Annotated in this window: 20 protein-coding genes; 10 read left to right on the top strand and 10 right to left on the bottom strand. The window is 67.4% G+C overall.

Annotated elements, in window-relative coordinates:
* Positions 1-93: 93 nt before the first annotated feature.
* Positions 94-1,845: a radical SAM protein gene (locus tag E6N53_RS00310; protein ID WP_142855984.1), complete on the top strand. Its 1,752-nt coding sequence runs from the start codon at positions 94-96 to the stop codon at positions 1,843-1,845.
* Between the two features lie 57 nt (positions 1,846-1,902).
* Here the strand turns inward: E6N53_RS00310 and E6N53_RS00315 are convergent, their stop codons facing one another.
* The 4 genes from E6N53_RS00315 to E6N53_RS00330 all read right to left on the bottom strand — a co-directional run bounded on the left by E6N53_RS00315 (position 1,903) and on the right by E6N53_RS00330 (position 4,313).
* Entirely contained in the window at positions 1,903-2,301 is a 399-nt protein-coding gene (locus tag E6N53_RS00315; protein WP_136588474.1) for a TRAM domain-containing protein, read from the bottom strand.
* Between the two features lie 117 nt (positions 2,302-2,418).
* Positions 2,419-3,156, bottom strand: a complete 738-nt coding sequence (locus E6N53_RS00320) for a YkgJ family cysteine cluster protein (protein WP_142855987.1) — start codon at positions 3,154-3,156, stop codon at positions 2,419-2,421.
* 23 nt (positions 3,157-3,179) lie between these two features.
* Positions 3,180-3,986: an MBL fold metallo-hydrolase gene (locus E6N53_RS00325; protein WP_142855989.1), complete on the bottom strand. Its 807-nt coding sequence runs from the start codon at positions 3,984-3,986 to the stop codon at positions 3,180-3,182.
* A gap of 54 nt (positions 3,987-4,040) precedes the next feature.
* The gene (locus E6N53_RS00330) at positions 4,041-4,313 is read right to left on the bottom strand and encodes a MarR family transcriptional regulator (RefSeq protein ID WP_136588478.1); all 273 of its coding nucleotides are present in this window, start codon (positions 4,311-4,313) and stop codon (positions 4,041-4,043) included.
* 234 nt (positions 4,314-4,547) lie between these two features.
* Between E6N53_RS00330 and E6N53_RS00335 the strand changes: the two genes are divergently transcribed.
* On the top strand, positions 4,548-5,297 hold the full coding sequence (locus E6N53_RS00335) for a class I SAM-dependent methyltransferase (protein ID WP_136588479.1): 750 nt from the start codon (positions 4,548-4,550) through the stop codon (positions 5,295-5,297).
* 46 nt (positions 5,298-5,343) lie between these two features.
* Positions 5,344-6,264 (top strand): glycosyltransferase family 2 protein, encoded by a 921-nt coding sequence (locus tag E6N53_RS00340; RefSeq protein WP_142855991.1) that lies wholly within the window; start codon positions 5,344-5,346, stop codon positions 6,262-6,264.
* A gap of 7 nt (positions 6,265-6,271) precedes the next feature.
* On the opposite strand, the gene E6N53_RS00345 is transcribed toward E6N53_RS00340, so the two are convergent.
* Positions 6,272-7,096: an amidohydrolase family protein gene (locus E6N53_RS00345; RefSeq protein ID WP_142855993.1), complete on the bottom strand. Its 825-nt coding sequence runs from the start codon at positions 7,094-7,096 to the stop codon at positions 6,272-6,274.
* 188 nt (positions 7,097-7,284) lie between these two features.
* Here E6N53_RS00345 and thsA point away from each other — a divergent pair, with 188 nt between their 5' ends.
* Both thsA and E6N53_RS00355 read left to right on the top strand, forming a co-directional pair.
* Positions 7,285-8,862, top strand: coding sequence for a thermosome subunit alpha (thsA, locus tag E6N53_RS00350; protein WP_142857212.1), 1,578 nt, complete (start codon positions 7,285-7,287; stop codon positions 8,860-8,862).
* Positions 8,863-9,036: 174 nt separating this feature from the next.
* On the top strand, positions 9,037-9,357 hold the full coding sequence (locus E6N53_RS00355; protein ID WP_201741048.1) for a hypothetical protein: 321 nt from the start codon (positions 9,037-9,039) through the stop codon (positions 9,355-9,357).
* A 132-nt stretch (positions 9,358-9,489) separates the two neighbouring features.
* On the opposite strand, the gene E6N53_RS00360 is transcribed toward E6N53_RS00355, so the two are convergent.
* From E6N53_RS00360 to E6N53_RS00375, 4 genes are all read right to left on the bottom strand, one after another.
* Complete coding sequence (locus E6N53_RS00360) at positions 9,490-10,098, bottom strand: LysE family transporter (RefSeq protein WP_142855997.1); 609 nt, start codon at positions 10,096-10,098, stop codon at positions 9,490-9,492.
* Positions 10,099-10,301: 203 nt separating this feature from the next.
* Positions 10,302-10,916 (bottom strand): trimeric intracellular cation channel family protein, encoded by a 615-nt coding sequence (locus E6N53_RS00365; protein ID WP_142855999.1) that lies wholly within the window; start codon positions 10,914-10,916, stop codon positions 10,302-10,304.
* Entirely contained in the window at positions 10,913-11,689 is a 777-nt protein-coding gene (locus E6N53_RS00370) for an SAM hydrolase/SAM-dependent halogenase family protein (protein ID WP_142856001.1), read from the bottom strand. Before E6N53_RS00370 ends, E6N53_RS00365 begins: the two co-directional genes overlap by 4 nt.
* Before the next feature lies 1 nt (position 11,690).
* Complete coding sequence (locus E6N53_RS00375) at positions 11,691-12,230, bottom strand: nicotinamide-nucleotide adenylyltransferase (RefSeq protein WP_136602063.1); 540 nt, start codon at positions 12,228-12,230, stop codon at positions 11,691-11,693.
* 166 nt (positions 12,231-12,396) lie between these two features.
* Here E6N53_RS00375 and lonB point away from each other — a divergent pair, with 166 nt between their 5' ends.
* Entirely contained in the window at positions 12,397-14,550 is a 2,154-nt protein-coding gene (gene lonB, locus E6N53_RS00380; protein WP_142856003.1) for an ATP-dependent protease LonB, read from the top strand.
* Positions 14,551-15,372, top strand: a complete 822-nt coding sequence (locus E6N53_RS00385; RefSeq protein WP_142856005.1) for a CPBP family intramembrane glutamic endopeptidase — start codon at positions 14,551-14,553, stop codon at positions 15,370-15,372.
* A gap of 112 nt (positions 15,373-15,484) precedes the next feature.
* Here the strand turns inward: E6N53_RS00385 and E6N53_RS00390 are convergent, their stop codons facing one another.
* Positions 15,485-15,946 carry a methylated-DNA--[protein]-cysteine S-methyltransferase gene (locus E6N53_RS00390; protein WP_142856007.1) on the bottom strand — a complete coding sequence of 154 codons (462 nt, stop codon included), beginning with the start codon at positions 15,944-15,946 and terminating at the stop codon, positions 15,485-15,487.
* A 122-nt stretch (positions 15,947-16,068) separates the two neighbouring features.
* Here E6N53_RS00390 and trpC point away from each other — a divergent pair, with 122 nt between their 5' ends.
* From trpC to trpA, 3 genes are read left to right on the top strand one after another with little or no spacing between them, the layout of a single operon-like run.
* Positions 16,069-16,872: an indole-3-glycerol phosphate synthase gene (trpC, locus tag E6N53_RS00395; RefSeq protein WP_142856009.1), complete on the top strand. Its 804-nt coding sequence runs from the start codon at positions 16,069-16,071 to the stop codon at positions 16,870-16,872.
* Positions 16,869-18,113 (top strand): tryptophan synthase subunit beta, encoded by a 1,245-nt coding sequence (gene trpB, locus E6N53_RS00400; RefSeq protein ID WP_136588494.1) that lies wholly within the window; start codon positions 16,869-16,871, stop codon positions 18,111-18,113. The genes trpC and trpB overlap by 4 nt, the downstream gene beginning before the upstream one ends.
* Complete coding sequence (gene trpA, locus E6N53_RS00405) at positions 18,113-19,012, top strand: tryptophan synthase subunit alpha (RefSeq protein WP_142856011.1); 900 nt, start codon at positions 18,113-18,115, stop codon at positions 19,010-19,012. Before trpB ends, trpA begins: the two co-directional genes overlap by 1 nt.
* Positions 19,013-19,042 lie beyond the last annotated feature (30 nt).

Consider the following 19,042-nt stretch of genomic DNA (forward strand, 5'->3'; position numbering starts at 1 on the left):
CCGTCGTCCGGAGCGCGGGCGACGCGTCGACCCGCCCACCGAGACCGAGGGCGGACCGTGCGGTTTACCCACGCCGGGAGCGAACGCCGGGCCATGACAGAGGCACCAGCATCGACGCCGGCCGGAGGGACACACGACCCGGCGTCGCTTCACGTCGTCATCGTCGACGGCTACGTCGACGAGCCTGCGCACTTCGGGGTGCCGCCGTACGTCTCCACGTATCCGCGCTACACCGCCGGTGCGCTCGTCGACGCCGGCGTGCCGCCCCAGCAGATCACCTACCACACGATCGACGAACTCCGCGACGAGCGACGGAAGTGGCGGGCCGTCGCCGACGCCGACCTGATGGTGTACGTCGGGGGGATGACGGTCCCCGGGAAGTACGTCGGCGGGACGCCCGCCGAACCCGACGAGGTGAAGGAACTGGCGTGGACCGCCGACGGGACGACGCTGATGGGCGGTCCCGTGAAGTTCGGTGTCGGCGAGAAGAACGAGGGCGCCTCCGACATGGAGCGCAAGGACCTCGACTACGACTTCGTCGCGAAGGGTGACGTCGAGGCCGCCGCGTACGACCTCGTCTCCTCGGGACTCGAGGGGTTCGGCGACCGCATGCGTGGCTACGACGAAGTGGAACGCTGGGCCTCGAAAGGGGCGTTCGTCGTCGAACAGCACCCCAACCACCCCGACTACCTCATCGCCGAACTGGAGACGTCTCGCGGCTGTGCGTACCGGTGTTCGTTCTGCACCGAACCGCTCTACGGCGACCCGAACTTTCGAACGCCGGCGTCCGTCGTCAGAGAGGTCGACCGCCTCTCCGACGCCGGCGTTCGGCACTTCCGTCTCGGCCGCCAGGCGGACATCCTCGCCTTCGGCGGTGACGGCGAGGCGCCCAACCCCGACGCGCTCCGCGAGTTGTACGCCGGTATCCGTGAGGTGGTGCCCGACCTCGGCACCTTGCACCTGGACAACATGAACCCGGTGACCATCGTCGACTACCCCGAGCAGTCGCGCGAGGCCATCCGAGTCATCGCCGAGCACAACACGCCGGGCGACACGGCGGCGTTCGGCCTCGAATCCGCCGACCCCGTCGTTCAGGAGGAGAACAACCTCCTCGTCTCGGCGGAGGAGTGTCTCGAAGCCGTCCGCGTCGTCAACGAGGAGGGCGGGTGGCGTCCCGGCGACGAGGAGCAGCGCGGCCCGAGTCTCGAGGGTGACCGCCTCCCGAAACTGCTCCCCGGCATCAACCTCGTCCACGGCCTCATGGGCGAGCGGCCCGAGACGTACGAGCACAACAAGCGCTTCCTGAAACGAGTGTACGACGAGGGGCTGATGCTCCGCCGCATCAACATCCGGCAGGTGATGGCGTTCGCGGGCACGGAGATGTCCGAAACCGGTGCGGACATCGCGAAGGAGCACAAACAGCAGTTCAAACCCTACAAACGGGAGATTCGCGAGGAGGTCGACCGACCGATGCTGCGGCGGGTCCTCCCCCCGGGGACGGTCCTCGAGGGCGTCCACCTCGAGTACCACCAGGACGGGAAGACGTTCGGCCGCCAACTGGGGACGTACTCCCTGCTCGTGGCGATTCCCGGCGAACGCCCCCTGGGTGAGACGCTCGACGTCGCCATCGTCGACTACGGTTATCGGTCGGTCACCGGGGTGCCGTACCCGCTCGACCTGAACGCGGCGTCGCTCGACGAACTCACGTCGATTCCGGGAATCGGCTCGCGTACCGCCGGCGACATCGTCGTCGGACGACCCTACGCCGCCGTCGAAGAGGCCCCCGCGAGCGCCGACGTCGACCTCTCGCGGTTCGTGACTGTCTCGGCCGCCCGGGGCGACTGACACCGCCGCGCGGTCCCCCAGCACCCACGCTGTGCCCGCGGAACCGCCGCGACGCGTTCAGAAGTCCTCTTCGATGATCTCGCCGACGGCGAAGTTCGATTTGACCTCCGTCACCTCGACCTTCACCCGTTCGCCGACCTCCGCGCCGGGGACGATGATGACGTAGCCGCGCTCGACGCGGGCGATGCCGTCCCCCTGCTTGCCGATGTCCTCGATTTCGACGTAGCGGAGTTCGCCGACCTCGACCGGCGGCTGTGGCTCCGACGTGTCGGTCTGCTTTCGCTCCGAGCGGGACTCCGTTGCCTCCCGACGAGAGATGAGGGCGACGCGATAGATCTCGCCCGGGTCGACGCTTCCCGTCTCGACCTCCCGACGGGGGATTTCGACGACGTACCTGTCGTCTTCGGACCGAACCTCGGCGTTGAACAAACACATGAGCTTATCTGAGATTTCCATAGTGAGAGCTCCACCACTACGCACACCGGCTGTCATCAAAGATGTACCGACCATCGCGGGCGCTTCGGCGGGGGCAGACACGGGCGCTCGGTCGGTTCGTCTGTCGGCCCGTGGCGACTAGTCGACGTCCAGTGGCCGTCCGTCGGGCCGCTTCTGGCCCTCGGAGTCGTGGACGACCACGCCCTCCACGTTCGTCGGCTCGTAGGTGTCGCGCACGCCGATTGCTTCCTCCAGTTCGCGCACCGCCCGCTGTTTCAACGCCGCCGCCAACTCCTCCGCGTCCGCCCGTGAGATGTCGCGGCCCAGTCCCTCACACTCGTGGGCGCGGACCATCCCCTCTTCGTCGACCGCCTCGCCCATCGGCTGGCTCGTCCCGCCGAGCGCGACGCTGAAGGGGTACGTCCGACAGACGAGCGGTCGGGCGTCGTGGACCGCACACGCCCCCTGCCCGTCCACCTCGCGGTAGAAGGTGCAGTCACCGCAGCCGGTCGTCTGCAGCGCCCATTCGAAGGTCTCGCCTTCGAGTCCGTCCGCGCCCTCGCTGAGTCCGTACGGCATCGGCCGGGCGACGTCGCGCCAGTCGTACGCTGTCCGCTCCCCGGCCGTCCCCATCAGGCGTCGAACCTCGTCGGGGAACACCGTCGCCGTGTGCGGCTCCCGTTCGCCCGCTCGTTCCCCCTCGCTTTCGTCTCCGCCACCCTCGCTGCCGCACGTCTCGTACCCCTTACAGCACGCGCCACAGCGCGTACACTCGAAGCCGATGGACTCGACGGCGTCGGCGAGTGCGGCGACGTCGAGGGCGCGGGCACGGGCGAGTTCCTCCTCCAGCGACGGCGGGGACGACTCCGTGGACACATCCGTTCTCGTGGCGGTGTGGACTAAACCCCGTCGCTCGCGCCGTCCTCGTCGCTGCCGATGGGTCGGGTCGCCGAGGGGTTCCACTGGACCACCCCTTCGACGGCGAGCTTCTCGAGGTGTGCGCGGACCGTCGCGACGGCGAGGTCCCGCACCGCCGACACGTCCTTGTCGTAGGCCGCATCGACCACGTCGTCGAGGTCACGAACTCCCTCGTCGACGACCGCACGCCGCACGCGTTCCTCCCGGTCGAGGCGGTGGTCGACGAGTCGGTCGAGCGTCGCGCGCGGGTCGTCTGCGGGCGGACCGTGTCCCGGAAAGAGCCGGGCGGGCCTCCGCGCCCGCAGGCGACGGAGGCTCGTCAGGTACGCTCGCATGTCTCCCTCCGGTGCCCCGACGACGACACTCCCCTCGGCGACGGCGAGGTCGCCACAGACGACGCGTCCCTCGACCTCGAACGCGACGTGGTCGGGCGCGTGTCCGGGCGTGTCGAGGACCGTCACCCGCCCGCCGTCGGTGTCGAGCACGGTCCCTTCGCGCATCGTCCGGTCGGGGGTGACGCCCGTGGCGGCCTCGAACTCCCGCTCCCGGCCGCGGCGCGCCCACACCGTCGCGCCCGTCTCCGCCGCGTAGTGGGCGACGCCGCCGACGTGGTCCGGGTGGGTGTGGGTCACCGCGAGGTGGTCGACGTCGTGCTGTTCGACGAGCGCATCGAGGGCAGGATGTCGCGTCGGCGGGTCGACGAGCAGTGCGCCGTCGGACCCGAGGAGGTAGGCGTTGGTGGCACCCGTCGGAACGGCACGGGTGACTGGGACGGCGATTCGCTGCACGGGAAGAGGGTGGTGCTTGGTCAGTCGTGCGTGCGGTTCGTCGGCGTCCCCGGCTCAGGTGTTGAGGTAGTACACCTGCTTCCGAGCGTCCTTGAAGCTGTACCGCGAGGAGACGAGTTCGGACTCCTCGAGACGGTTGAGTGCGTACCGGACGGTCCGGTCGGGCAGGAGCGACTCCTCGGCGAGCTGTCCCTGTGAGAGCGGTGCGTCCATCTGCAGGACCTTGGCGACGAGCTTCGCGCTCGGCGGAAGCTCGCGGAGCCGCTCGCGGAACTCGGTCTCGGATAACAGCTCTTCGGCTTCCCGCTCTGCGGTACTGGTGCTCATACCGATGGGTGGCCGTGGCGTATGGTAAAGGTTAGCTACATGTGTGACAAAACAATCCGTACACCTTAAACACATAATATGTCTCACCGGGGCCAGCGCCGGTCGACCCGATTCTCGGCCACAGGAGCCGGTGACACGAGCCGGAAACGCACGGCGGCACCCCGAGCGGTGGGTCGGCGCGTGTCAGTCCGTTCCAGTACGTTCATAGTGGAGGCGCGCACAGAGCCGGTACGAGTGAAAGGAAAAGAGTGGTACAAGGCGGACGACGTCGCCGAAGAGTACGACTCGAAACGCTTCTCCCGCGGCGGTCGGCTCATCGACCGCCGGGAGAAGGGCGCCGTCCTCACGGCGCTCTCGCCAGTCGAGGGGAAGCGTGTCCTCGAGATCGCCTGCGGCACCGGCCGGTTCACCGTCATGCTCGCCGAGCGCGGCGCGGACGTCGTCGGGCTGGACATCTCGCGGGCGATGCTCGCGCAGGGCCGCGAGAAGGCCCGCGAGGCGGGCGTCGCCGAGCGTATCTCGTTCCTGCTCGGCGACGCCGCCCGGTTGCCCTTCCCCGACAACCACTTCGACGCCGTCTTCGCGATGCGATTCTTCCACCTCGCGGACACACCCGCGCGGTTCCTCGCGGAGATGGCCCGTGTCTCCAAGGGGCAGGTCTTCTTCGACACGTTCAACGACTTCTCGACCCGGGTCGTCTACAACTGGCTCCTTCCGATGGGTTCGCACCTGTACTCCCGCGACGACGTCGAACAGCTCGTCGCCGATGCCGGTCTCTCGCTCGCGTCGGAGTCGCACGACTTCGTCGTCCCGTACGGGTTGTACCGGAAGATACCCAACACCATCGCCTCCGACATCCGTTCCGTCGACACCGCCGTCGGTGACACGAGCGTCGGCGAGCGACTCGCCTCGGTGTCGTACTGGAACGCGTCGGTTCCCGGCGCGGACGGCGACGCGGCACGCCGGGCCAGCGAGGCCGAGTGAGGACGAGAGCGACCGGATTTAAGTGTTCGCTCGCCGACCTCCGGGTATGGACCTCTCGGTAGTCGTCCCGACGCTCAACGGGCGCGACAGGCTGGCCACCAGTCTCGACTCGCTGGCCACCCACGCTCCCGACGCCGAGGTCGTCGTGGTCAACGGCCCCTCGGCGGACGGGACGACCGGGATGGTGCGCGACCGCGACGACGTTGACGTCCTCGTCGAACTCTCCGCGCGAACGCTGAACGTCGCGCGGAACGCCGGCATCCAGGCCGCCACCGGCGACGCCGTCGCCTTTCTCGGCTACGACTTCGCCGTCGGGCCCGAGTGGGCCGAGGGCGTCCGGACACGACTGGTCGAAGACGCCGTCGTGACCGGTCCGACCCGACGCCGTGTCTACGGCGGGCAGACCGCCGACGCGCCCGAACGCCGGCGCGTCTGTAAACGCGACATCACGTACTTCGACGGCGGGAACGTCGCCTTCCGAACCGGGGTCCTCGACGACCTCGACGGCTTCGACGAGTACCTCCAGACCGGCGGCGCTCGCGACGCGGCCCACCGCCTCGCCGGCCTCGGCTACAGCGTCGTCTGGGAGCCGACGATGCAGGTGTCGCTCGAACACGAGACGGACGGCGGCGTCGAGACCCGCGACTGGGAGTGGAAGTACCGCGCCCTCGCGTACCGCCTCGTCAAGAACTACGGCCTCCGACCGGAGGTCGCCCGCCGGACCCTCCGTCACGCCGGGTCGGACGCCGTGTCGACGGCGAAAGAAGTCCTCAGGGGTGAGTCGGTGCCGACGTCGTGGTTTGGGACGAGTCGGGCGGTGACCGTCGGCATCGCGACGGGGTTCAGTGACGGGTTAGTCGCCCGCGCTCGAGACCGGACGCCGACGCGTAACCCTCGCGGCGTCTCGACCCGGACCGACCGCGCCGTCGCTCAGTACGACTGGCGCTCTTCGTCCTCCTCGGCGTAACTCCGCGTCACGCAGACGACGCGAGCGCCGGGAAGACCCGCATCGCGTTCTTCTCGAACGCCCGGCGCATGAGGTCCTCACTCACGTCGAGCGTGAGCAGTTCCATCACGCTCACGTTCGGATGCGTCGCGGGCGCGCCCGACCCGAAGAGCACGCGGTCGGGGTGTTCGAGCAGCCCCCGCTCGAGCACGTCGCGATAGCGGACGAAGCTCGTCTCGACGTAGAGGTCGTCGTGGCGGTCGAGGAGGTCGACCGCCGCGTGCATCCGCTCGCGGTCGAACGGGAAGCCGCCGAAGCGTTCGAGCACCACCGGGAACGAGTACCGAAGCAGCGTCTCCTCCACCGCTGGGAGGGAGAAGTCAGCCCCGACCCGGACCAGCGCGGGGTGCCCGACGCTGTCGAGCCGTTCGAGCGTCTCCTCGTCGGGGAGGCCGTCGCGTGCGGGGTCGAGCGTGAACCCGTGGAACCGGTCGCCGTATCCGTACTGCTCGACGTCGTCCGGGGTGGTGTGGTGGTCCGCGCGCGAAGCAGTGAGGTTCCGGAGGCGAGCGGCCGGGCGGTCGCTGGGGTCGCGAGGCCCGTTGAGACGTGCGAGTGGGACGAACGGCCGGTCGACGCTCAGCCGCGCCACGGCGTTGTTCACGCGGAGATACCCCTCTCGGTCCGGCCGTGGCCCCGGTGCGACGACGGCGCGGACGACCCCCGCCTGGTGGAGTTCACGCTCGAGGCGTTCGGGGCCGACGTCGCGACCGAATCGCGCGCTCTCGTCCCCGTTGGGGTCGAGCCGTGCACGGACGTCGACCACGCGGAAGCCGTGTTCCAGTTCCAACATCCTCTCGCCCGTCCAGTCGCCGGCGCGGCACATAAGCCAGCGGGGTCGGACGGGAGCGACGACCCCCGTCCGCGGCTCTCGTGTGTGCTCCATGCACACGTGGCTCTTGCTACGCTGTCCTGCGGTTTTGGGACACATCCCGACAAAACGCTTATATAGAACTGCAAACCATCATACTGGTGATTACTATGTCATCCCGCATGCAGCAAGGTCAGCCGTTGTTTATTCTCGCCGAAGGCAGCCAGCGAACGCGCGGCCAGAGCGCGCAGGACTCGAACATCCGCGCCGGTCGGGCAGTCGCCTCCGCCGTACGCACCACACTCGGCCCCCGTGGGATGGACAAGATGCTCGTCGACTCCTCGGGCGAGGTCGTCATCACCAACGACGGGGCGACCATCCTCAACGAGATGGACATCGAACACCCCGCCGCACAGATGATCGTCGAGGTCGCCGAGACCCAGGAGGACGAAGTCGGTGACGGCACCACGACCGCCGCCGTGCTCACGGGCGAACTCCTCGCGAAGGCAGAGAACCTCCTCGACGACGACATCCACCCGACGGTCATCGTCGAAGGGTACACCGAAGCCGCCCGCCTCGCACAGGACGCCATCGACGCGCAGGTGCTCGACGTCGACCTCGACGACGACCTCCTCGTGAAGGTCGCCGAGTCCTCCATGACCGGCAAGGGCACCGGCGACGTCACCGCCGACGTCCTCGCCGGGCACGTCGTCCGCGCGGTCCGGATGGTCCACGACGACGCCGAGCGGTTCGACCGCGACGACATCAACGTCCACACCCGTACGGGTGCCTCCTCGTCGGCGACCGAACTCGTCGAGGGCGTCATCATCGACAAAGAGCCGGTCAACGACGAGATGCCCCGCTCCGTCGAGGACGCCACCGTCGCCGTCGTCGACGTGAAACTCGACGTCCGCAAGGCCGAGGCCGACACCGAGTACAACATCTCCTCCGTGGAGCAGCTCACGGCGGCGCTCGACGCCGAGGAGTCCGAACTCCGCTCGTACGCCACCTCGCTGAAGGAGGCGGGTGTGGACGTCGTGTTCTGCACGAAGTCCATCTCCGACCGCGTCGCGAGCTACCTCGCCAAGGAGGGCATCCTCGCGTTCAAGAGCGTCAAGAAGTCCGACGCCCGCCGCATCGCTCACGCGACGGGCGCGAAGCGCCTCGGCTCGGTGACCGACATCGACGCCGACGACTTCGGCCACGCCGAGCGCGTCGCCATCGAGAAGTACGGCGACGACGAACTCACGTTCGTCGAGGGCGGTGCGGCCTCGCGCTCCGTCACTCTCTTGCTCCGGGGCGGCACCGAACACGTCGTCGACGAACTGGAGCGTGCCATCAACGACGCCATCGACGTGACGGTCGCCGCCATCGACAAGGGCGGCGTCGTCCCCGGTGCGGGCTGCACCGAGGTCGCCATCGCCGACCACCTCCGCTCGGAGGCGGCGGGCATCGAGGGGCGCAAGCAACTCGCTGTCGAGGCCTTCGCGGACGCCGTCGAGGCGCTCCCCCGCACGCTCGCGGAGAACGTCGGGATGGACCCCATCGACGCGCTGGTCGACCTGCGCTCGGCGTACGAGAGCGAGGGCCGCGCGGGCGTCATCGCCACCGGTCGCTTCGGTGAGATCGGTGACCCCGTCGAACACGGCGTCCTCGACCCCGCCGCGGTGAAGCGCGAGGCCGTCGAGAGCGCCACCGAGGCCGCGACGATGATCCTCCGCATCGACGACGTCATCGCTGCCGAGTAACTCTCGGTTCGCGCCGCTCACTTCGGTCGGTTCTCTTGTTCGGCTCTGGGATTGTTGTAACCCTCTGAGAATGACGGGCGTGGCGTGCTGAATAGAGAGGGTGTGTTCAGCAACCCTCGGTTAACCAGCAGGATGGTAGCAAATTTCGCTCAGTAGTATGTTCTGCTAAACGGTATGGCCACGTCGGTGAAGATGGACGACGATACCAAGTCCCGTTTCGAACGGTTACAGGCCGAAATTCGGCTAAAGACCGGGAGGCGAGTGACACAACGAGACATCTTGGCACGGCTCGTCGAGCAGGCCATCGAGTCCAAGCCGGACCTCATCGACTCGTTTCGCGAGAAACGTGTCCCTCTTGCGGAATCCGAGCGCGAGAAGTTCCACGAGGGGATGGTCTCGTCCGGAGTCACGACGACCGAAGAAGACATCGACGACGTGCTGAGCTTCGACACGGATTTCGATGGACTCGTTGACCGCATCGAACCAGGATTCTAAGGGGTGTCCTACTCGGAGTGCCCAATTCAAATCATACAGAAGGTGTCAGAAGGTACGTGCTGAAGTTAGAGGGTGTATGCAGCAGTTGAATCACCGTCTCGGCCCCTCTGAGTCGAAACCGGGTGGCTACGGCTACACCGCTCCCCAGAGAGCCAGTATTCCGAACCCGACGATGATGAGACCAGCCAGTTGACTCACCCGCCGCATCACAGTCTGGGTGAATCGTGTCCGGAACAGACTCACACCGACGCTCAGCGTTAGCCACCAGAGAGCCGAACCAAGGAAGACACCACCGACCAGTGCGGCGGCGTCGGCGTACGCACCTGAAGTCCCGATTCCGAGCCCAGCGAAGATGCCAACGAAGGCGAGAATCGTCACTGGGTTGGTGATCGTCAGCAGAAACGTCGAGCCGTAGTCTCTGGTGAGTTCACTCGTGTTGGTGGCTGCGGTCGAGTCGTTTGTCGGCTCGGTACGGAAGGACTGGACGCCAAGGTACAACAGCAGTGCCCCACCGATTATCCGAATCGTCGTCTGGTGCTCCAACAGGAGCGACGAGACGAGTGTGATACCGAAGCCCGCGATAGCACCATACACGGCGTCCGCAGACGCGGCTCCGAGGCCACTCACGAACCCCGAGAATCTCCCTTTAGAAACCGTTCGCTGGATACACAGGACGCCAATCGGGCCAACCGGTGCGGCGATGGAGAACCCGAGGACGATGCCCTGTAGCAGAATGTTGATTGTCGCTGTCGTTAATACGCATCACCTCACAGTCGCCTGAACACCGGGGCTGGATAAGTACGTTCTGAATGTCTGCTCTCCCGACAATCGAATCGTTGAGGACTCTCGTCTGACTGCTGGATACGCACTCTGTATTCAGCACGGCCCTGAAACCCATCAGACATCGAGTACTTCAACAGAACCTCGGTTCTCACGTTCCGTTCTCACACCGTCGGGAGTTGCCAGTCGTACGTGAGCGCCAGCCCTCTGAGTGCGAGCACGCTCACGGTGCACACGAGGGTCGACAGACCGGCGGAGGCACCGACCTCTGAGAGTATCCAGAACGACACACCACCGACGAGTGCCGGCGTCGCGTAGAAGTCCTCTCTGAGCACTACTGGTACTCGCCCGAGGAGGATGTCCGCGATGCTTCCGCCGCCGACAGCCGTGACTGTCGCGAGCGCGACGACGCCGAACGGTGAGAGGCCCACGCCGGTCCCGACGAGTGCACCCGTCGACGCGAACGCTGCCAGGCCGAGCGCGTCCGAGAGCAAAAAGAGTGGATTATCTCGCAGTCGAGGGCCGTCGCCGGCGACGACGATGACAGCGATGGCGACGCCGACGAGTGCGACGGTGACGTCGCCGACGCTGGCAAGCGAGGTCGGTGTCCGCCCGACGAGTACGTCCCGTGTCGTCCCCCCACCGAGCGCGGTGACGACGCCGAGGACGACGACGCCGAAGAGGTCGAGGTCCGCGTCCGCGGCCTTCAGTGCACCCGCGATCGCGAACGCGAGGAGGCCGACGACGTTGGCGACGGCGAAGGGGTCCCCGAGTCTCATTCGATTCGTTCGATTCTGACCGTATCCCCGGTAGAGAGGCCGAACGCCTCGTCTCCGCGTCCACGGTTCACGTCACACTCGACGTTGCCATGACTCCCGACGGTGACGAGTCGCTCTCCTTCTGCGACCGCCGCGAACGAGTCGCCGACGGGCACGCGCTCGCCGTTCACTCGAACCCGCGCTGCGCCATCGATGAACGGCCCTGGGACGCTCGTGATGGCGTTGCCGAAGTCGTCGACGACGAGGACTTCGCCGTGAGCGACCGCTTCCTCGCCCGCTCCCTCGACGGTCGCCTCGGGAAGCGTCAGGTCGACGTACTCGTCGGCGGGCGAGACGGCGTCGAGGTCCTCGACGTTCGCGACGCCAGCCTCGTGGACGGCCGCGGCGGCGGGGGCGAAGACGTCGCGGCCGTGGAAGGTGTTCGAGGCCGGGTCGTCGTGGGCGTACGCGAACACCTCGACCGACGAATCGCCGACGAGCGCCCGTGCCGCCGGGAGGGCGACGCCGTTGTCCGGGGCGACGAGCGCGTGGTCGCCGGCGCGGACGACGAGGGCGGCGCGGCCGGTGCCGACGCCGGGGTCGACGACGAGGAGGTGGACCGCGGGGGGGAACTCCGGGAGGACGAACTGGGTCCAGAAGGCAGCGGCGCGGACGTCCTGGCGGGGGAGGTCGTGGGCGACGTCGACCAGCCGTATCTGGGGGTCGGCAGAGAGGAGCACGCCGCGCATCGCTGCGGGGTACGGCGAGCCGAAGTCCGAACTGAGCGTGATCATCTCACTCGGGGTCGCTCGTCGCGTCTCGCGGACCGTTGGAGTCGGTTTCGGAGACGCGCTGGATGCGTTCGATCCCGTCGATTTCCTCGATGACCTCGACGACGGATGCGGGGACGAGCGAACGCCAGTCGCCGTTCGAGAGCATGCGCTCTCTGAGTTCGGTCCCCTCGAGGACGTCGCGGTTGAACATCGGCGACTGGCGAACCTCGACGCCCGCTTCCCGAAACAGTTGGATGACGAGTGGGTTGTTCGAGTACGCCACGTCGAACGTCGGGGACATCGACTGGACGTGGCTCACCCACACCGAGTTCCGGTCGAGGTCCTCGATGGGGACCGCGTAGCTGACGATGTCGAAGTCGCTCACCGACTTCGAGACCATCATGACCCGCTCGCCGGCGGTGAACGGGTTCCGCGGCGAGTGGGAGTCGCCCGCGGAGCCGATGCCGAGGACGAGTTCGTCGACCTCTCCCGCGATCTCCTCGACCATCCTGTGGTGGCCGTTGTGATACGGCTGAAACCGTCCGATGTAGAACCCCCGCATGACCAGTTGATTCACCTGCACCTTTTATAAAGCCCACGAGTCGGCGCAGACGCCGGATTCAGCTTGTAGCACCGGCGTACGCGAGGGTTTGGGTCGTGCGTTCCAGCCGCTGTGGGGGAGAAAGTATATCAGTCGCGCGACCCTGTTTCAGTATAGTAACGCTTCTATGAGCAACGACATGGAATCTGACGAAACTCCCCCGGAACGAGGGAGTGAAGACCACCCCGACTCGCCCTCGTCCGAGGGGACTCCACGCGAGTCTCCCGACCGGGAGGAGCCGACGGACCACGACGGTGCGGACGCTCCGCGGCGCGAGCACGGGAACGGGTCCAACGGGAGAGAGACACAGACCATCGACGACCTCGACGACCTCGGGAGCGCCGTCGACGTCGAGGTCGACGGTGAAGCCACCATCGAGGAGAACCCGTCGGAAGACGACCTTCTCGGTGGCCTCCGCATCGACTCGACGCAGGAGATCGAGGTACCGGACCGACTCGTCGACCAGGTCATCGGACAGGAGCACGCCCGCGACGTCATCCTGAAGGCCGCGAAGCAGCGCCGTCACGTGATGATGATCGGCTCGCCTGGGACCGGGAAGTCTATGCTGGCGAAGGCGATGTCCGAACTCCTCCCGAAGGAGGAGCTACAGGACGTCCTCGTCTACCACAACCCCGACGACGGCAACAAGCCGAAGGTCCGCACCGTCCCCTCGGGGAAGGGCGACCAAATCGTCGAGGCGCACAAGGAAGAAGCGCGCAAGCGGAACCAGATGCGCTCCTTCCTGATGTGGATCATCATCGCCATCGTCCTCGGCTACTCGCTCATCATCGCCGGGCAGATCCTGCTCGGTATCCTGGCGGCGGGTATCATCTACCTCGCGTTCCGCTACGGTTCGCGCAGCGGCGACGCGATGATTCCGAACCTCATCGTCAACAACGCCGACCAGACCACCGCGCCGTTCGAGGACGCCACGGGTGCCCACGCTGGTGCGCTGCTCGGCGACGTCCGCCACGACCCGTTCCAGTCCGGTGGGATGGAGACGCCGAGTCACGACCGTGTCGAACCCGGTGCCATCCACAAGGCGAACAAGGGTGTGCTGTTCGTCGACGAGATAAACACCCTCGACATCCGCTCCCAGCAGCACCTCATGACGGCCATCCAGGAGGGCGAGTTCGGTATCACGGGCCAGTCCGAGCGGTCCTCGGGCGCGATGGTCCAGACCGAGCCCGTCCCGACGGACTTCGTCATGGTCGCCGCCGGGAACCTCGACGCGATGGAGAACATGCACCCCGCCCTGCGCTCGCGTATCAAGGGCTACGGGTACGAGGTGTACATGGACGACACCATCGAGGACTCCCCCGAGATGCGGCGCAAGTACGCGCGGTTCGTCGCCCAGGAGGTCGCCAAAGACGGCCGTCTGCCCCACTTTACGGCCAACGCCGTCGAGGAGGTCATCCTCGAGGCTCGCCGCCGTGCGGGTCGGAAGGGTCACCTCACCCTCGAGTTCCGGAACCTCGGGGGATTGGTCCGCGTCGCGGGCGACATCGCCCGCTCCGAGGACGCCGAGAACACGACGCGCGATCACGTCCTCCAGGCGAAGGGTCGCGCCCGCTCCATCGAGCAGCAGATCGCCGACGAGTACATCCAGCGGCGTAAGGACTACGAGCTCTCGGTCAACGAGGGCTTCGTCACCGGCCGCGTCAACGGCCTCGCCGTCATGGGACAGGACTCCGGAATCATGCTGCCCGTCATGGCCGAGGTCACTCCCTCGCAGGGTCCTGGCCAGGTCATCGCCACTGGGCAGCTGAAGGAGATGGCCGAAGAGTCGGTCCAGAACGTCTCCGCCATCATCAAGAAGTTCTCCGACCAGGACCTCTCCGAGATGGACGTCCACGTCCAGTTCGTCCAGACCGGACAGCAGGGTGTCGACGGCGACTCCGCCTCCATCACCGTGGCGACGGCGGTCATCTCGGCGCTGGAAGACATCCCCGTCGACCAGGGCCTCGCGATGACTGGGTCGCTCTCGGTCCGCGGCGACGTCCTCCCCGTGGGAGGCGTCACCCACAAGATCGAGGCCGCCGCGAAGGCTGGCTGTAAGCGGGTCATCATCCCCGCCGCGAACGAGCAGGACGTGATGATCGAAGACGAGTACAAGGACATGATCGAGATCATCCCCGTCTCGCACATCAGCGAGGTCCTCGACGTCGCCCTCGAGGGCGAACCCGAGAAGGACTCGCTCGTCGACCGGCTGAAGACCATCACGGGGTCGGCACTCCCGAAGAAGGGCGTCCGCGGCCCCTCGAGCCCTAGCCCGCAGTAGATGCCCGACTGGGCGACGTTCGCCGGCTTCGCGGGCGTCGTCCTCGTCTTACTTCTCCTCCTCGCGCACGCGTCGAAATCCGCCGTGAGCGGTGGCACCCCGATTCGAGGGGGCGTCGACCGGCCACAGCCCGGCTCGGTCGACCCCGCCGTCGCCGAGGTTCACGCGTCGCTCACGAACCGCGTACGCGCTACCGGACGTGGGACCGACCCGACACACGCGACGCAACCGCAGCTCTCGACGCTGGCGCTGCTCGCGAACGTCGCCGTCTCCCAGGGGGCGTTCGGGCTCTTGCTCCTCGCCGGAGGGTGGTTCACCGAGATTCCGCCCTCCGCGTTCGGCGTCACCGCACCCGTCCTCTCGGCGTCGACGCTGGGTGTCGGCGTGGTGCTCGGCGGGGTGCTCTACGCCGCCAACGAGGTCGGCGCTTCGGTCGGTGAGCGGCTCGGCATCGGCGCGGACGAGGGGCTTCGCGAGGCGCTCGCGCCGGACTCGCCAGCCGGGTGGGCCGTCCTCCTATTCCTCGTGCTCCCCATCATCGCCGGGTTCGAGGAACTCCTCTTTCGAGGGGTGCTCATCGGCGTGTTCGCTGCCGGCTTCGGCGTGTCGCCGTGGCTCCTCGCTGTCGGCTCGTCGCTCGCGTTCGCCCTCGGACACGGGGCGCAGGGTCCCGCCGGCGTCGTCGTCACCGGCGTTCTCGGATTCGTGCTCGCGGCGGCGTTCGTGCTCACGGGGAGCCTCTTCGTCGTCGTGGTCGCGCACTATCTGGTGAACGCGCTGGAGTTCGTCGTCCACGAAGGGATGGACGTCGACTGGGGCTGACGGACGGCACACACTCCTCCGAGGCGAGGTGCCGTCGCGTCGCGGACCGCCCCGGAGCCGCGCTCACATAGCGCGGGGTGGCCACGGTCTGCGATAAGAAGTCTCGCCTCGCCTACGACGACTCGACGGCACGGAGCAGGCGAGCGACGGTCGGTGGCGTCGCGCCCGGCCCTTCGACCCGGTGGTCCGGGACGAACAACGGGACCGGATTCTCACGCAGCGCCGTCTCGACCGTTCTCCGGTCGTCGTCGTCCTCGGGGTCGAGACCGGCGAGACGAGCGAGGCGTTCGACCGAGACCGTCTCGCCGTACGGGACGTTCCGCGTCGCTTCGAGTACCGACCGCTGAGCCGTCGGGATGGTAAGCGCCACCTGCACGTCGTCGAAGTGGTCCTCCTCGCCATCGAGGTACGCCGCCACCCGGTCGAGAAGCGCGTGGTCGGTCGCGGCGTCGTCGGGCACCGCGTCGGGGAAGGAGACGCCGACGACGCGGCCGCTCGCGACGCCGATCTCGACCACGAAGTCGTCGAACGAGCGGGCAAAGATGCCCGCGTCCGTCGCCGAATCGAGAGTCATACCCCAGGGTCGACGCCGGAGCGTCTTCAACCCCGTCCTCGTCCGCCTTGTTCGCCTCGCTCCCCTCGCACCTGCCGCATCCCGCAAGCCTTATGAACAAATCAGTCCATCAGTGTACACTGATGAACGATACTGGCGAGGAGATGGCTCCCGCGGTGCGCTCCATTCTGGACGCCGCCCGGGAGCGTTCTGGGGGTGACACCCGCGTCTCTGTGGACGCGCGGTCGTTCCCCGACGCAGTTGCGGCTGCCGAGGCCGACGGGCGGGCCCCGGTCGTCGCGGAGGTGAAGCCGACGAGTCCGACCACGGACGGGGTCGTCGATAGCGATCCGGTGGAGCTGGCACGGGAGATGGTCGCCGGTGGTGCGACCGCACTGTCGGTGCTGACCGAACCGGCGCACTTCGGCGGTTCGGCCGACTCGTTGCGCCGAATTCGCGATGCCGTCGACGTGCCCGTGCTTCGCAAAGACTTCATCCTGCACGAGGCGCAACTGGACGTCGTCGAGGCAGACCTCGTGTTGCTCATCGCCCGGTTCTTGACGGACGACCTCTCGTCGATGGTGGACGCGGCGCGCGAGCGAGGGTTCCAGCCGCTCGTGGAGGTCCACTCCGGCGCGGAGCTTCGGCACGCGCTCGACGCGGGCGCAGCGGTCGTCGGCGTGAACAACCGCGACCTCACGCGGCTCGAGGTCGACCTGGCGACGTTCGAACGGGTCGCGCCCGACGTCCCCGACGACGTGACGCTCCTCGCGGAGAGCGGCGTCACGACGCCTGCCGACGCTCGGCGGATGCGCCGGGCCGGTGCGGACGCGCTCCTCATCGGCAGCGCCATCATGGACGGCGATGTACGTGCCAACACGGAACGGTTCGTCCGCAGCGAACGAGCGACAGAGACCGACGAGACGGACACGGAGACCACACAATGAGTACGGACACGAACGGGAAGTTCGGCGACTACGGTGGACAGTACGTGCCGGAGGCGTTGATGCCGGCGATCGAAGAGCTCACGGATGCGTACGAGCGGTACGTCCTCGAGAACGAGGACGGCTTCATGGACGAGTTCCGTTCTCGGCTGCGTGACTTCGGCGGGCGACCGACGCCGCTGCAGCGCGCGGACCGCCTCTCCGACCGCTACGACACGGAGGTGTACCTCAAGCGTGAGGACCTCCTCCACGGCGGCGCGCACAAGCTCAACAACGCCCTCGGACAGGTGCTCTTGGCGAAGTACATGGGCAAAGAGCGAATCATCGCCGAGACGGGTGCCGGCCAGCACGGGACGGCGACGGCGATGGCCGCCGCCCATCTCGACATGCCCTGTGAGATATACATGGGCACGCGCGACATCAACCGACAGCGACCCAACGTCTTCCGGATGCGGATCAACGGTGCCGAACTCAACCCGGTCACCGTGGGCCGCGGCACCCTGAAGGAGGCCATCTCCGAGACGATGCGCGACTGGGCCACCACCGTGGAGACGACTCACTACGTCATCGGCTCCGTGGTCGGGCCGCACCCGTTCCCCTCGATGGTCCGCGACTTCCAGGCGGTCATCAGCGAGGAGGCGCGGCGACAGGTCCGAGACCAGGCCGGGCGACTGCCCGACTCCGTCCTCGCCTGTGCGGGTGGCGGTTCGAACACGATGGGCACGTTCGCACACTTCGTCGACGACTCCGAGGTCGAACTGTTCGCCATCGAGGCCGGCGGGTCGTCGCTCGCCGTCGACGAAGCGGCAGGCGTCGCGCCCAACTCGGCGTCGCTGTCGACGGGGAACGAGGGAATCCTCCACGGTGCCCGGACGAAGCTCCTGCAGGACTCCAGCGGGCAGATCATGGAGTCGCACTCGGTCTCGTCGGGACTCGACTACGCCGGCGTGGGCCCGGAACTCGCCCACCTCGTCGACACCGACCGCGTCACGCCCGTGAACGTCGACGACGACACCGCGCTCGAGGGGTTTCACCGACTGTCGCAGATGGAAGGCATCATCCCGGCGCTGGAGACCGCCCACGCCTTCGGCTTCCTCGAAGCGCACACCGACCAGGTCGGCGACCTCACCGTGGTGAACGTCTCGGGGAGGGGGGACAAGGACCTGGAGACGGTCATCGAGGAGACCGCGGACCGAGACATCGCGAACGCGCCCGACATGGACATGTTCGCTGGAGGGCTGTGATGTCGGGTATCGCCGAGGCGTTCGCCGACGGCCCCGCGTTCGTCCCGTATCTCGCGGCGGGCGACCCCGACTACGAGCAGTCTCTCGAGTACGTCGAGGCGCTCGCACGCGGCGGCGCGGACATCATCGAACTCGGTCTCCCCTTCTCGGAACCGATCGCCGAGGGGCCGACCATCCAGCAGGCCATCGTCCGCTCGCTCGAAGGAGGGATGACGCCCACGCGCTTTTTCGAGTTCGTCCAGGACCTCGACGTGGACGTCCCCCTCGTCTGTATGACCTACTACAACCTCATCTACCAGTACGGGAGGAGCGAGGCGCGTCGCGCCTCGGAGACGGCGAGCGGCGACGCCGCGAGCGAGGCCGGCACACCCGGCCCCGAGGCGTTCGTCGCGCGTGCGGCCGAGGTCGGTATCGAGGGCTTCGTGGTGCCCGACCTCCCGGCCGAGGAGGCCGACGACCTCCGGGAGGCCTGTGACGAGTACGGACTCGACCTCGTCTTCATCGTCGCGCCGACGACGAAGGGCGACAGGCTGCGCCGCATCATGGAGCAGGTGTCGGGCTACGTCTACGTCCAGGCGCGCCTCGGGGTGACGGGCGCGCGCGACGACGTCTCCTCGCAGACGGACGAGTCGCTCGCGCGGCTCACGGAGTGGGACGTCCCGAAGGCCGTCGGCTTCGGCATCAAGACCGGCGAACACGCAGAACGCGTCGTTCGGGCCGGTGCCGACGGCGTCATCGTCGGCTCGGCGCTCGTCGACATCGTCGCCGAGGGGGCCGAACACGATGCGCCGACTGCGGACACGGCGAGCCGCCTCGAAGCGAAGGCTCGAGAGTTGAAACAGGGCGCCCTCAGCGGCAGCGAGACGGCGCAATCGACACCGCAAACGGAACGCACATAACCACCGATTGATACAGATTCTCACACTACA

The organism is Salinigranum halophilum (assembly GCF_007004735.1).
Lineage (GTDB): Archaea > Halobacteriota > Halobacteria > Halobacteriales > Haloferacaceae > Salinigranum > Salinigranum halophilum.

Bases quoted from the DNA above. Each gene is read 5' to 3' on its own strand.
- trpC (WP_142856009.1), top strand. From the start codon at position 16,069: ATGAACGATACTGGCGAGGAGATGGCTCCCGCGGTGCGCTCCATTCTG.
- thsA (WP_142857212.1), top strand. From the start codon at position 7,285: ATGTCATCCCGCATGCAGCAAGGTCAGCCGTTGTTTATTCTCGCCGAA.
- E6N53_RS00375 (WP_136602063.1), bottom strand. From the start codon at position 12,230: ATGCGGGGGTTCTACATCGGACGGTTTCAGCCGTATCACAACGGCCAC.
- trpA (WP_142856011.1), top strand. From the start codon at position 18,113: ATGTCGGGTATCGCCGAGGCGTTCGCCGACGGCCCCGCGTTCGTCCCG.
- lonB (WP_142856003.1), top strand. From the start codon at position 12,397: ATGAGCAACGACATGGAATCTGACGAAACTCCCCCGGAACGAGGGAGT.
- E6N53_RS00390 (WP_142856007.1), bottom strand. From the start codon at position 15,946: ATGACTCTCGATTCGGCGACGGACGCGGGCATCTTTGCCCGCTCGTTC.
- E6N53_RS00385 (WP_142856005.1), top strand. From the start codon at position 14,551: ATGCCCGACTGGGCGACGTTCGCCGGCTTCGCGGGCGTCGTCCTCGTC.
- trpB (WP_136588494.1), top strand. From the start codon at position 16,869: ATGAGTACGGACACGAACGGGAAGTTCGGCGACTACGGTGGACAGTAC.
- E6N53_RS00370 (WP_142856001.1), bottom strand. From the start codon at position 11,689: ATGATCACGCTCAGTTCGGACTTCGGCTCGCCGTACCCCGCAGCGATG.
- E6N53_RS00365 (WP_142855999.1), bottom strand. From the start codon at position 10,916: ATGAGACTCGGGGACCCCTTCGCCGTCGCCAACGTCGTCGGCCTCCTC.
- E6N53_RS00340 (WP_142855991.1), top strand. From the start codon at position 5,344: ATGGACCTCTCGGTAGTCGTCCCGACGCTCAACGGGCGCGACAGGCTG.
- E6N53_RS00315 (WP_136588474.1), bottom strand. From the start codon at position 2,301: ATGGAAATCTCAGATAAGCTCATGTGTTTGTTCAACGCCGAGGTTCGG.
- E6N53_RS00355 (WP_201741048.1), top strand. From the start codon at position 9,037: ATGGCCACGTCGGTGAAGATGGACGACGATACCAAGTCCCGTTTCGAA.
- E6N53_RS00345 (WP_142855993.1), bottom strand. From the start codon at position 7,096: ATGTTGGAACTGGAACACGGCTTCCGCGTGGTCGACGTCCGTGCACGG.
- E6N53_RS00310 (WP_142855984.1), top strand. From the start codon at position 94: ATGACAGAGGCACCAGCATCGACGCCGGCCGGAGGGACACACGACCCG.
- E6N53_RS00330 (WP_136588478.1), bottom strand. From the start codon at position 4,313: ATGAGCACCAGTACCGCAGAGCGGGAAGCCGAAGAGCTGTTATCCGAG.